The following is a 12,818-nucleotide window of genomic DNA, read 5'->3' as shown; positions in this document are numbered from 1 at the left end:
ATATAATATGAATAAAAATGATTATAATAAAATAAAAAATTTTACATTTAAATCTGAATTTTATCCAAGAGAAGTAGCTTTATCTGAAGTCGCAACTTGGGCTATATGGGATGAGAATGATAAATATAATACAAAGATCATTGGGCAATCCCTAGAAAAATTAAAAACAAATACTGTTTTTGTGGCATTAAACTTTGCTGGAGATGATTCTAAACTTTATTTAGATGAACCATTCTGGAAGGAATGGCAGAATTTTCATGGAGATAGGACTCAAACGGATAAGAAACTGTTTGGAATGCTTCAAAATACTAAGTATGAAGGTTCTTATATTACAGACTTATTGAAATTAGTGCCAACTAAAAGTTCTCTAGAGCTTAGAGATAAAATTAAAAATAGTGAAATTGATTTAGAAGCTCAGGTTAATCTTTTCATACAAGAACTTGAACTTTTACAAACTGATGATATTGAATTATATTTGATGGGATATGAAACTGAAAGGATTTTTAAAAAATATTTTTATAAATCAGTAGAACAAAAGATAAAAAGCTATAAGCGAATTTTACATACATCTAACTATCATGGGTCTAATGAGGATTTTTATAAAAAAGTAAGAGAGCAGTTAGAGCTATAAGATATTTATATTATCTTAAGATATATGAGTATAGCTGCATTAGAATATTAAAAAAACAGCTAGTTTTTATAGGAAGCTGTTTTTTTATTTTGTATCCATGAGTTAGAAATCTTGAAGTACTTTTCTTATTTGTTCATTTTCTTCTTCGTGTAATTCTTTAAGAACATGGCCATAAGTATCTATAATACGTTGTATATTTTTATGCCCCATGTTTTTTGCAACAACCGCAATATCTACTTTTTTTGCCAGTAGCACACACGCATAAGTATGACGACATCCAGTAGCTACGATTGAGGGGCTTATATTTAATTCACTGAGGTATTTCTTTAGTGCCTTGTTAATACCATTATTTGTTGGTAAACCGTGCCTCCTATCAAAGAATATGAGACCTTGTGAGAGTTGAAGTATATGATAGTTCTTTTGCTGTTGTAAAAGCTCTTTAAGAATATCAATTACATCTCGACTTACTGGAATTTCACGAACAGAATAAGGAGTTTTAGGTTTACCTGTGTCCGTATGCCTAGCGCTATCAATTCTCTTATGGGTTTTAATTAAGTTTTGTGTAAAATCTATGTCTTCCCAAGTTAGAGCTAATGCTTCACCAACACGTAGACCAGTTTTGAACAAGATAAATATTAAATAGGGCATTATACTTTCTGGATAGTCTAGTATACTTTTCAGATATTTTATAATTTGTTGATAGTCTTCTAAACTACTGATATACTTTTCTTCTATTTTTTTAGGTTCTATTTTTGCATGTAGTTTAATTCCTTTTGTAAAGTCGTTTATATTTAAGTCATCTCGTTTTGCAAGTTGAATAGTCTCTCTAATACAAGAATTTAATCTTGATAAGTAATCTTGACCTACGCTTAATCCTATCTCATTCATTATTTTTTGATATTGACTATGTTTTATTTTACTAGCAATCATATCGTTAAAGAATGTTTCAATTTTTCTGGAGAATTGTAGATATTTCTTTTTTGTCTGATCAGATTTATTTGATGGTAAAATTTCTAAATTATACCATACCATGTATAAATCATAGAGGGTAGAAGAATTATCAAATTTTCTTCCTTTAAGGAAATCAAGTTCTGCTTTTTTTCCAGCTATTTCTGCCTCTTGTTTAGTAACAAAACCACCTTTTCCAGTTATATATTTTCCTTTATCTTTAAGGTTGTAATACCATTTTGGATGTATACTATAAAAGTAGACAGAACTTTATGTGTTATAATCTGTTTTAAAAGACATGAAAACGAAAGGACATCCTATGTCAAAATCTAAACGCTACGATGAAGAATTCAAACAATCCCTTGTCAATCTTTATCAAACTGGAAAAACTCAGTCTGAACTCTGTAAAGACTATGGTGTATCTCAAACAGCACTTTCTAAATGGATCAAACAGTATTCTCAAGTTAAACTCGAAGATAATTCTGTACTTACTGCCAAACAAATACAAGACCTACAAAAACGTAATGCACAGCTTGAAGAGGAGAACCTCATCTTAAAAAAAGCAAGTGCCATATTCATGCAAAACTTAAAGTAAGACTCCTCGCTGTCTATCGGTTACGCTTTGAACACGCCACAACAACCTTGTGTCGTGTTTTACATGTCAATCGTTCTACTTACTATAAATTTTTAAAACATAAGCCCTCAAAAAGAGAACTGGATAATCAAATTTATAGAAAACAAATACTTCAAATTTATACCAAAGCAAACAAAAGACTTGGTGTGAAGTCTATCAAGGTCATTCTTCAAAGAGACTATGATACAAAAATCTCTGAAGGAAGAATTTACCGTCTCATGAAGAATATGGCGCTCCCTAAAATGGCAACCGTTAAGCCAAAACGCTCACTTAAAGAAGTTCAAAAAACGTACCCTCAGAACTTACTCAAGCAAGAATTTAATCCTGACCAACCAAATCAAGTATGGACAACAGACTTCACCTATATTTCTATCGGATATAAGAAACATGTCTATCTCTGCGCTATACTTGATCTCTACTCTAGAAAATGTATTGCTTGGAAACTCAGTCATCGTATCGATGCAAAGTTAGCATGTGACACTCTAGAATTAGCACTTAATAAAAGAAAGATTGAAGGAACACTTCTCTTCCATTCTGACCAAGGTTCACAATTTAAGGCCATTGAATTTAGAAAAATAATTGATGACAATAATATCATGCATTCTTTTTCTAAGCCTGGATATCCTTATGATAATGCCGTTACTGAAGCATTTTTCAAGTATTTGAAGCATAGACAAATCAACCGAAAAAATTATCAAAATATGAAACAGGTTCAATTAGATTGCTTTGAATATATTGAGAATTTTTATAACAATTACAACCCACATTCGGCTAATCTTGGACTCACTCCTAATCAGAAAGAAGAAAATTACTTTAATTCAATCAATTAACACTTTTTTCTGTCTACAAATTTGACATTAGTCCATTTTCTACCTCTAGGATACACTCTTAAGGGCATTATAATCACTTCCTTTTAAATCTAAACCAAGCATCTCATTTACTACTGTTACAGGACAAAAGTTTAACCTTTTGTTGTCATAAAAAGGATATCCTTTTTTTACCATGATTTGTTTACCCTCTCTAATAATACGAGAAGCAACTGATTTTGTTATTCCTGTTTGTTCTATAATCTCATCTTTTGTAATAATATTCATGTGTTTTCCCTTTCCACTTTACTATAATATGGCTTTTATATCGCCGTTTTTACTCTTAACGACTTGATTTTCACATTTCCCCCAAGTTTTCTCTTTAGAAAATTTAGCCATTTTTTCTAAAAAGTCAAAAGCGTCAATAACTTGAATTTGTCCAGCATTTCCACCGCATGTATCATCTACCCAGTTTCCGAAAACTTCTTTATTTAATTCTAAATGTTGCCAGACATGAATATACCCTTTATTTACAGCCTCATCCGATATATTCTCTGCTATTTCTAAAGGCATAGATACCCACCCATTCTTAATAAATAAACAATCCGCAAGGGTTAAGACTTTGTTTTTATCAAATTTTTCTTGATTCATTTTTGTCCTCGATTTCTTTTTTATTCAATCCAAATTTTTGTAAAATTTCTAATGCAGCTTTTTTCATTGTGTCATCATCATCTATTTTTTCACAAATCACAGAACCTATAGAAAACATCTCTTGATTTTTGCTATCGTATATCCCTAAATAAAACTGAGTTCTCATATATCCTAGGGAAACGCAACGTATTTCATAAGGGACACGTCGTGCTATCTCATGTCTTTTTATCTGCCTATTCTCAAAGCTCTCTGCTTGTTCAAATTTTGGCATTAGATTATTAATAAATGTTTCTCTACTATCCGTACTCGTTAAGAATAGATACCTTGCCAGCCAATGCTTATCCTTACCACGTGAGTTAATCGGACTATAATTTTTAGGGTCAGCAAGTCCTAGAAATTCTTTATTATTGAACTCTTTACCAGAAATTTCATTAAATATAGAAACTTCCTCTCCTTGATATAAGCCTGAGGGGTCGAAGGTTTTATTTTTACCAGAAGCAGGTATCAAGTGCAATCTATCCGTGAGTAACAATCCCATTCTTTTAGCCAAGTGGCTCTTTCCACCTTCACTTATACCCCAAATATATACCGTTGATAAATCTCTCCCGTTAACCTTATATTCTTCGCCTTTATGCTGTAAGTACTCTTGGAAGTCTTTTTCAAATTCTCTACGGTATCTTTTATAAAGCTTATCAGCTAAAGCTCGATCAAATTCTTTAAAAAATAAGTCTCGAATTTTAGGTAAATATAACTCCCCATTCATAATTTGTTCGGAAATATCGGCTACAAACTCCTCTATTTCTTTTTGAGCATTTGATTTTTCTTTTCCTTTTATTAATTTAAGGTAATCACAATTAACTGTATGAACACTGGCTACTTCATACTGGTATTTTCCATCTATCATAGCCTGTTCTGTCCTATGGGTTAAATATCTTGCAGAATTAGCTATTTTCTTCGTGTTTTGGCAGTTTTCAGGTCTTGATATATTAAACATTTTCATAACTGCTGTCTGAGGTTTTGCATTTTCAAAGCTGACTAAGATATGAACATGCAAAGGTTTTGGTAATCCATCTGATAGTACGTCTTTATCATGGAAAGCATAAGCACACCAAGATTTATCTGAAATATTGAAATTTATCAACTTAACTATTTTTTCTTTCCATTGCTCTTGTGTGATATCTGACTTTATATTTCCTTGCTCATCATGAATTTCATAATCATAATTCAAAGTTATGTTGTAGCTTCTAAATCTTTTCGCTTGTGCCACATAATTTTCCTCCTTTCGTGAATTGTCAGAATATTCATTTTCACAAATTTTCATTTTGCACAAATCTATACCCTGTGCAATATTACATTAATTTTTCTTTTTAGCTTCGCAATCCCTTCGGGTACTCTATGACGGAGTTTTCGAGTACCCGTAATATTACAAAGTACATTTTATTATTGCACTTGCACAGTATACTTTTTGTAAAACATACTTTCTTTTTCTCATTTTTCTAGTCAAATCCTCGTCGGTCGTGGTCGCCTTATCTCTTAACGACAAAAGGGAGCTTAATGCCTTTAGGGCAACGCTCCCTTTTGTCTAAGATGTCGCCCACTGACAAGAATTAGCCTAGCTTTCTAAGTGTTCCATTGTACCAAAGCATAATACCTTTACGGTCTGTAATTGCCCCGTGGTTTGTAATCTCAACAGAAACTTTGTCATTCATGGCAACTTTTGGCTTTTCAGTTGAATTAATAAAGAAAGTTTGACGTAAGAAGTCGGAACCTGGTTCCATAATTTGAACTTCAGTTCTCCAGCCATTTGGTTCATTTACTTTTTTATCTGGATTCCATTTTGTACGTTCTACTGGGTCTGCATTTACATATAGTTCTTGAGCTTTTTGAATTTGTTTGACGATGTCGTCTGCGATTTTATTTACATTGATTGTGATTTGTGCCATTTTAGCACCTCCATTATTGTTTTTTGAATATATTTTTTAAGCCTTTATTTTCGAGTGCTTCAACTCGTTCTGTTAGAGCCATTACTTGATTATGCAGAGTAGTAATATTTCTCTGTAAGATTTGGTTTTTATCTTCCAAATTCTTAATTTTTCCTTTTGCAATGTTGAAATTACGTGTTAATCTTGATAATCTATCGTCTTGTTCGGCACGTTTTTCTTCAGCAAGATTACCCCATATTTCAGAAATAGCATATTCTTTGCTTTTACCGTCTGACAATAATTTTTCAAGTTCTAAGAAGTCCTGTAAGTCGTCTTTTGAAAAATCATAGGTTGTCCGATTTTTTCTCGCCCTGCCATTCTTAATTTTAATGCGCTTAAAATTATGACCAGAGAGTTTTTCAATTTCTCCTCTCCATTTACGAATGGTATTATAAGGCCGATTAAGCTTAACAGCTAATTCTCTATAGTTCATCCTACTTTACTTATAGACTGAATTTTTCTATATTGTTGTGCATCAACATTGTCTGCTCGCCAGTTAACTTCAATTTCATCTGTATCTTCAATAAGCTTTTGAGTATAAGTTTCAGTCATTTCACATAGGTCTTTGTAATTCACGACCATTTGTTCACTTGTTACTTCCTCACAATCTATTGGTAAAAGTCTACCGAGTAACATTACATTTGCGATAATACCAAGACCTTTTCTTAGGTCATCTAATTCAACTTTAGTTTCTTGCATGACTTTAAGTCCTTTCTAGAATTTGTTATAATTGTGTTAGATATTTTAATAAGTCTCTTTCTTCTTGGTTGTGGAAAGAGATTTTTTTATTTTATAAGCGCACCTCCCAAATAAAAATTTATAAACGTTATTTAAAGTTTATATTTACATTATATATTATTTATAATGTAAAATCAATAATTAAAATTGATAAAGCTTAAAAATATGATAGAATAGTCTTATAAATATAGATAGGAGCTAAAAATGATTGAGAACTTCGCTTCAAATTTAATGAATTTAAGAATTAAATCCAACCTTTCTCAGAAAGAGCTAGCAGAAAAGTTAGATATTAGTACACAAACTATTTCAAATATAGAAAAAGGAAAATCATATCCGACATTTACTAATTTAGAAAAGATAGCTAACTATTTTAATGCAACTCCCAACCAGTTATTTGGAACTTCAAAAGAAATTGAATTAGAAAATGCTGTATTACAAACGGATGAGTACAGTAAAGTGCTAAAAGATATTTTACAAAAATCAGATGAAATAAGTAGTGCCATTGAAACGTACTTTTATAAACCGGTAAAAATTACATATAGCCCACAGTATGGTGAAGTTTATACGTATAAATTGAGTAACGGAAAGACTTTAAACACATCTGCAGAGTATGGTGTGGGCGAAGCTATTGATTTTGACAATAACATCTATGTTGTTGAACAAGTAAAAGAGTTATCTATGTATGAAAAAATAATGAATATGTATAATGCTATTAAGGAAATTGATAAAAATAAAAACTGACAGCAAAAATCGTGCTATCAGTTAGAATCCGTCTCCGATTTCAGAACAAGTTCTTCATCTACACGGATTGATATCACGACTTAATTTAAAGTTACTTTTATATTATTTAATTAAGGAGAAAAATATGAAACCAATAAGTATATCAGAACAGATGATGTTTAATACTGTTAGATTGGAAACACAAGATGGCTCATCTGGTACAGGATTCTTTTTCCATTTCAAGTATAATGAACAGACGATTCCAATTTTAATCACAAATAAACATGTTGTGAATTTTAAAAACAGTGAAACCGTGAATTTTTTCTTACATCTAAAAGAAGAAGATGGGTCAACTAAAGAAAATTTTAATATAAGTCTTACAGCTGATTGGTATTTTCATCCAGATAAAGATTTATGTTTTACATTCATGGCTCCTATATTTGAACAAGTGGAACAAATAAAAGGTAAGCCAGTATTTTATATGGCCAATGATGAAGAAATTGTACCTAGTAATAAAGATTTGATGGAATTAAGTGCACTTGAGGAAATTGTAATGATTGGTTACCCAATAGGGTTATGGGATATGAATAATAATTTCCCGATTTTTAGAAAAGGATACACGGCTTCTCATCCTGCATATGATTTCAATACCAAAGGAATAGCTTTAGCAGATATTTCTGCATTTCCAGGATCTTCAGGCTCTCCAATTTATATTTTGAATGAAACAGGATACTCTGATAAGAAAGGAAATACTTATCTTGGACGAGGGAGACTTATATTTTTAGGGGTTTTATTTTCAGGGCCTGTTCAAAATATAAATGGTAATATTTCAGTTGTTAATACTCAAGTTCAACCACAATTTATTAGCGAGATGTCTGTGATGACAAATTTAGGTTATTACATTAAAGCAGAAGAGATATTAGAATTTAAAGCAATTATTCAAGAAAAGATAGATTCACAAAGTGAATAATGTATAATTTTTGTATCCATAGTTGTATCCGAAAAATAGTAATTTAAATAGACTTTAAAAAATATAAAAAGTGAAGTTGCTTTATCTAACGCTCTAATAAGAAATATGAGATAATAATTTTCTTTAAGAACGTAGGCCTTCGGCATAAAATAAAAGATCTAAGTATTCTTAGGTCTTTTTTGTTTTTATCTAAATGTAAAAACCACTTTCATAACAAGTAAAAGTGGTGTAATATGTTTAGGCAAGAAAAGTTTTGTTGAGTTTTTTGATAATGAACTTTTCAATTTCTATCACGATGAAAATCACAAGAGAGAGGAGTATAGCGATAAGCCAGTGTGTTGTTGTGAGAGGCACTACATCAATGAATGTTCGTAAGGGTGTAAGTGTGAAGACAAAGGTTATGATTAAGGATATAATGGTTGTCCAGAAAATTGTTTTATTTGAATATAAACCATCTTTAAATATAGAATCGTTACTCCGAGCATTAAAGATATGGTAGGTTGAAGCGAGGGCAAGAACGAGAAATGTCATCGATTGTCCGACTTGCATACTTGGAGTAGTTCCCGCTATCTCTACAAATCTACCAATATAGAATCCGATAAGTGAAATAATGATAAAGGTTGTGGAGGATGTGAGAATACGTTGTGAAACACCTCTAGAGAAGAGACTTTCGTTTACATCGATTGGTGGTTTTTTCATAATATACTTATCAGAGGTTTCTCGACTTAAGCCAAATCCAGGAATACCATCTGCGAGAACATTAATATAGAGAAGCTGCATACCTGTAAGTGGCAGACCCCAACCAATAATAGCTCCAAATAGCATAATAAGGATTTCGGCAACATTGGCAGAAAGAAGATAATAAATTGTTCTTTTAATATTAATGTAAACACGGCGGCCTTCAGCAATTGCACTAACAATAGTTGCAAAGTTATCGTCGGCTAAGATGATGTCAGAGGCATTTTTGGCCACTTCTGTTCCGGCGATTCCCATTGCGGTTCCGACATCTGCTGCTCGTAGAGAGGGAGCATCATTGACACCGTCACCGGTCATGGCAACTATATGTTTTTTATCTTGCCATGCTTTCACAATCCGGAGCTTGTCTTCAGGCGAGACACGTGCATAGACTGAAATTTTTTCAATCTTTTCCTTGAGCTCCTCATCCGTCATGTTTGCCAAGGTAATTCCGTCTACGACCAAGTCTCCTTCACGATAAATATCAAGTTCCTGTGCGATTGCTTTAGCAGTTAAGGCATGATCCCCTGTAATCATTACAGGAATAATTCCAGCAGTACGGGCTTCGGCTACAGCATGTTTACTTTCGGGTCTTGGAGGATCAATCATTCCAATTATTCCTAAGAATGTTTGGTCTTCTTCCAAACTTTGATGGTTTTCTGGAATCTCTTCAATTACTTTGTAGGAAAGAGCGAGGACACGCAAGGCATTTTCTGCAAAGGTGTCGTGAATATTATGTGCTTTGCTAAAGTGATTAGGGACAAGCCGATCAAAGGCTCCTTTTGTAATAACCAGGTAGCCCCCGCTTTCGTTAGATACAACAACCGTCATTTTTTTTCTGGTCGAATCAAAAGGAAGTTCTAAGAGACGCGGGGGATTTTTATCAGGATGATAAGAGTTATGTGCGATAAGGAAGTTGATGATGGCTGTTTCTGTTGGATCGCCGTGTGTGACCCATTTCCCCTCATCTTTTACGGCTGTTGCATTAGATACTAAACCAAACTTGTAAATTAAATCTTTTTCCTTATCAGAGAGTTGGTCCTTATGCCAAATCTCTTCTCCTTGTACCCAGAGTCTTTGAATAGTCATCTGGTTTTGAGTAAGTGTTCCTGTTTTATCGGAAGCAATGACCGAAGCATTTCCCAGGGTTTCAACTGCAGGAATGTTACGAATAATGGCTTTTTTATAAGCCATATTTTCTACACCATAAACGAGTGATAAGGTCACGATGACAGGAAGAGTTTCCGGCACGGCAGCAATACCAAGAATAACAGCCGTCATCATATTTTCACTGAAGGGAATGCCACCGTGCAATAAGTTGACAATAAAGATGATTGCCCCTGCACCAAAAGCAATTGCAGCAAGGCGTTTTGCCAGAGAATCAATACGTTTTTGTAAAGGTGTTTTCCCTTTAACCTGGTCTTCTAAAAGTTGGGCAATTTGTCCCATCTGACTTTTCATTCCTGTAGCTACAACAATGCCCTTAGCTGTACCATTAAGCACATTTGTTCCCGAGAAAACCATGTTCACTTGGTCTCCCAAAGGCACATCTTCGAGGATCTCACGTGAAGCATCTTTTTCTATTGGTTCAGACTCCCCTGTTAGGGAGGATTCATCGACTTGTAAGCTATTTGCTGAAAGGAGACGAACATCAGCACCAACCTGTTCTCCAGCGCTTAATTGAAGCAAATCACCGACAACCAATTGCTCAGAAGGAATTGTGCTGAGCTTCCCTTCACGTATAACCGTAGAATTTGGAGCCGATAATTTCTTGAGGGCGGATAAGGCGGTTTCGGCACGTTCCTCTTGCATGTGGGCAACGATGACATTGATGACCACGATTAACAGAATAACGATTGGTTTGGTGAAGTTTCCAGTATCCATCGATAGGTAAAAAGCAGGAACTGAGACAATGATTAAAACAAGATTCATTACCTCAAGTAGGTGTTTCAAAAGCTTTTGAAAAATACTTTTTTCTTTGGCTTCTTGAAAAACATTGCTCCCGTATTTGGCTCGGTGAGCAGTAACTTGTTTTTTATTTAAACCCTCTGAAGTGCTTGTTTTATAGTACTCTTTAATCTTTTTTATATTACTTTTCTTATAATTCATAAATCCTCTATTCTACTTTTGTCATATTTATAAAATGTTTTATAATAGAATTATAATATTTTTATCATTTATTACAAAACGATTTAGCATTCAGAAAAAGCTGTATAAATAGCTAAAAATGTGGTATTATGGTAGATATGGAAACGAAAACAGTAAGTGAACTTGCAGAACTTTTTGGTGTGACTCGCCAAGCGATGAATAAACGCATCAAGCAGCTAGACGAGCAATATGTAGAGAAAAATGAAAAAAATGTTACTGTAATTAACGAAGGCGGTATTCATGAACTTGAACGCCTTTATGGCAAAGTTGTGACAGCGCAGGCGGAAGTTGTTGATGGTAAAGATGAAACACAAGAACTTTCAACATCGCCAACGGACGCAGCTGTTTTTGAGTTGGTTTCAAACCTTATGAAAGACAAGAATGCAGAAATTGACCGTCTAAATCAGCAATTGATGGCCAAAGATGCACAAATTGCAGAAAAAGATAAGCAAATCAACCGTCAACAAGAACTGATGGAAAAATCTTTGAGTGATAATAATCAGTTTTTACTTGAAATGAAGGCTGAATCAGAAAAAGGCTTCTTTGCCAAACTTTTCGGAAAATAATAACAGTGGCAAAACTGTTATTTTTTTATTAGAAATATAAGGAAGTAGACAAATGTAAACGTTTTCCTCTTCGTTCCCACGGTTGTGCCTATTTTCCGGCTTTTATGTTTGCAAAATCTCAAAAAAGTGTTAAAATGTAAGAGTAAGTTAAATGATTAACTTAGTGATAGAGAATTTCTCTATAAACAAAATTTTAAACCTATAAGGAGACTTACTCATGGTAGTTAAAGTTGGTATTAACGGTTTCGGACGTATCGGTCGTCTTGCTTTCCGTCGTATTCAAAACGTTGAAGGTGTTGAAGTAGTAGCAATCAACGACCTTACAGATCCAGCAATGCTTGCTCACTTGTTGAAATATGACACAACTCAAGGTCGTTTCGACGGTGAAGTTGAAGTTAAAGATGGTGGTTTCGAAGTTAACGGTAAATTTGTAAAAGTTACTGCAGAAGCTAACCCAGCTAACATCAACTGGGCTGAAGATGGTGCAGAAATCGTTCTTGAAGCAACTGGTTTCTTCGCAACTAAAGAAAAAGCTGAACAACACTTGCACGCTAACGGTGCTAAAAAAGTTGTTATCACAGCACCTGGTGGAAACGATGTTAAAACTATCGTTTTCAACACTAACCACGAAATCTTGACTGGTGAAGAAACAGTTATCTCTGGTGCATCATGTACTACTAACTGTCTCGCACCAATGGCTGATGCTTTGAACAAAAACTTCGGTCTTAAAGTTGGTACAATGACAACTATCCACGGTTACACTGGTGACCAAATGACTCTTGATGGCCCACACCGTGGTGGTGACTTCCGTCGTGCACGTGCTGCAGCTGAAAACATCGTACCTAACTCAACAGGTGCTGCTAAAGCTATCGGTCTTGTATTGCCAGAATTGAATGGTAAACTTCAAGGTCACGCACAACGTGTACCAGTTCCAACTGGTTCATTGACAGAACTTGTATCAGTTCTTGATAAAGAAGTTACTGTTGAAGAAGTAAATGCAGCTATGAAAGCAGCATCTAACGAATCTTACGGTTACAACGAAGATGAAATCGTTTCATCTGATATCGTAGGTATCTCTAACTCTTCACTCTTTGACGCTACTCAAACTGAAGTTACTACAGCTGACGGCGTTCAATTGGTTAAAACAGTTGCTTGGTACGATAACGAAATGTCTTACACATCTAACCTCGTTCGTACACTTGAATACTTCGCTAAAATCGCTAAATAATTCTGTTATTTAACGTTAGAAACAGAGAAGCTTAGCTCCTCTGTTTTTTTTGTTGTCTTTA

14 protein-coding genes are annotated in these 12,818 nt (G+C 33.9%); 6 read left to right on the top strand and 8 right to left on the bottom strand.

The features are described 5' to 3' along the window. Positions 1–7: 7 nt before the first annotated feature. Positions 8–631, top strand: coding sequence for a hypothetical protein (locus J0J33_RS02165; protein ID WP_206921761.1), 624 nt, complete (start codon positions 8–10; stop codon positions 629–631). Between the two features lie 102 nt (positions 632–733). Here J0J33_RS02165 and J0J33_RS02160 read toward each other — a convergent pair whose 3' ends face one another. Further along, positions 734–1,663, bottom strand: a complete 930-nt coding sequence (locus tag J0J33_RS02160; RefSeq protein WP_242526935.1) for a site-specific integrase — start codon at positions 1,661–1,663, stop codon at positions 734–736. 235 nt (positions 1,664–1,898) lie between these two features. Between J0J33_RS02160 and J0J33_RS02155 the strand changes: the two genes are divergently transcribed. Further along, a protein-coding gene (locus J0J33_RS02155) for an IS3 family transposase (protein WP_206889150.1) occupies positions 1,899–3,043 on the top strand; the annotation gives its coding sequence in 2 pieces (ribosomal slippage) (positions 1,899–2,130 and positions 2,130–3,043; 1,146 coding nt in all). Positions 3,044–3,088: 45 nt separating this feature from the next. On the opposite strand, the gene J0J33_RS02150 is transcribed toward J0J33_RS02155, so the two are convergent. The 6 genes from J0J33_RS02150 to J0J33_RS02125 all read right to left on the bottom strand — a co-directional run bounded on the left by J0J33_RS02150 (position 3,089) and on the right by J0J33_RS02125 (position 6,351). Beyond that, positions 3,089–3,307 carry a DUF3173 family protein gene (locus J0J33_RS02150; RefSeq protein ID WP_206921760.1) on the bottom strand — a complete coding sequence of 73 codons (219 nt, stop codon included), beginning with the start codon at positions 3,305–3,307 and terminating at the stop codon, positions 3,089–3,091. Positions 3,308–3,328: 21 nt separating this feature from the next. Next, the gene (locus tag J0J33_RS02145; RefSeq protein WP_206921759.1) at positions 3,329–3,670 is read right to left on the bottom strand and encodes a hypothetical protein; all 342 of its coding nucleotides are present in this window, start codon (positions 3,668–3,670) and stop codon (positions 3,329–3,331) included. Next, complete coding sequence (locus J0J33_RS02140) at positions 3,651–4,937, bottom strand: Rep family protein (protein WP_206921758.1); 1,287 nt, start codon at positions 4,935–4,937, stop codon at positions 3,651–3,653. Before J0J33_RS02140 ends, J0J33_RS02145 begins: the two co-directional genes overlap by 20 nt. 340 nt (positions 4,938–5,277) lie before the next feature. Then, positions 5,278–5,613 carry a hypothetical protein gene (locus tag J0J33_RS02135; RefSeq protein WP_195917434.1) on the bottom strand — a complete coding sequence of 112 codons (336 nt, stop codon included), beginning with the start codon at positions 5,611–5,613 and terminating at the stop codon, positions 5,278–5,280. A 13-nt stretch (positions 5,614–5,626) separates the two neighbouring features. Beyond that, complete coding sequence (locus tag J0J33_RS02130) at positions 5,627–6,085, bottom strand: hypothetical protein (protein WP_206921757.1); 459 nt, start codon at positions 6,083–6,085, stop codon at positions 5,627–5,629. Further along, positions 6,082–6,351 carry a hypothetical protein gene (locus J0J33_RS02125; protein WP_206921756.1) on the bottom strand — a complete coding sequence of 90 codons (270 nt, stop codon included), beginning with the start codon at positions 6,349–6,351 and terminating at the stop codon, positions 6,082–6,084. The genes J0J33_RS02130 and J0J33_RS02125 overlap by 4 nt, the downstream gene beginning before the upstream one ends. A 243-nt stretch (positions 6,352–6,594) precedes the next feature. On the opposite strand from J0J33_RS02125, the gene J0J33_RS02120 reads away from it, so the two are divergent. Then, positions 6,595–7,131: a helix-turn-helix domain-containing protein gene (locus J0J33_RS02120; protein ID WP_206921755.1), complete on the top strand. Its 537-nt coding sequence runs from the start codon at positions 6,595–6,597 to the stop codon at positions 7,129–7,131. A 124-nt stretch (positions 7,132–7,255) separates the two neighbouring features. Continuing rightward, positions 7,256–8,080, top strand: a complete 825-nt coding sequence (locus J0J33_RS02115; RefSeq protein WP_206921754.1) for a serine protease — start codon at positions 7,256–7,258, stop codon at positions 8,078–8,080. Between the two features lie 237 nt (positions 8,081–8,317). Here J0J33_RS02115 and J0J33_RS02110 read toward each other — a convergent pair whose 3' ends face one another. Beyond that, positions 8,318–10,924 (bottom strand): cation-translocating P-type ATPase, encoded by a 2,607-nt coding sequence (locus tag J0J33_RS02110; protein ID WP_165717223.1) that lies wholly within the window; start codon positions 10,922–10,924, stop codon positions 8,318–8,320. A gap of 128 nt (positions 10,925–11,052) precedes the next feature. Here J0J33_RS02110 and J0J33_RS02105 point away from each other — a divergent pair, with 128 nt between their 5' ends. Further along, positions 11,053–11,529 carry a DUF536 domain-containing protein gene (locus J0J33_RS02105; protein WP_046401047.1) on the top strand — a complete coding sequence of 159 codons (477 nt, stop codon included), beginning with the start codon at positions 11,053–11,055 and terminating at the stop codon, positions 11,527–11,529. A gap of 217 nt (positions 11,530–11,746) precedes the next feature. Then, entirely contained in the window at positions 11,747–12,757 is a 1,011-nt protein-coding gene (gene gap / locus J0J33_RS02100; protein ID WP_003133076.1) for a type I glyceraldehyde-3-phosphate dehydrogenase, read from the top strand. The last annotated feature ends 61 nt before the right edge of the window (positions 12,758–12,818 follow it).

This window comes from Lactococcus sp. LG1267 (assembly GCF_017309545.1).
Classification (GTDB): domain Bacteria; phylum Bacillota; class Bacilli; order Lactobacillales; family Streptococcaceae; genus Lactococcus; species Lactococcus petauri.
Note: the sequence above shows the minus strand (reverse complement) of the source record. Positions and strands in the feature narration are given on the sequence as shown.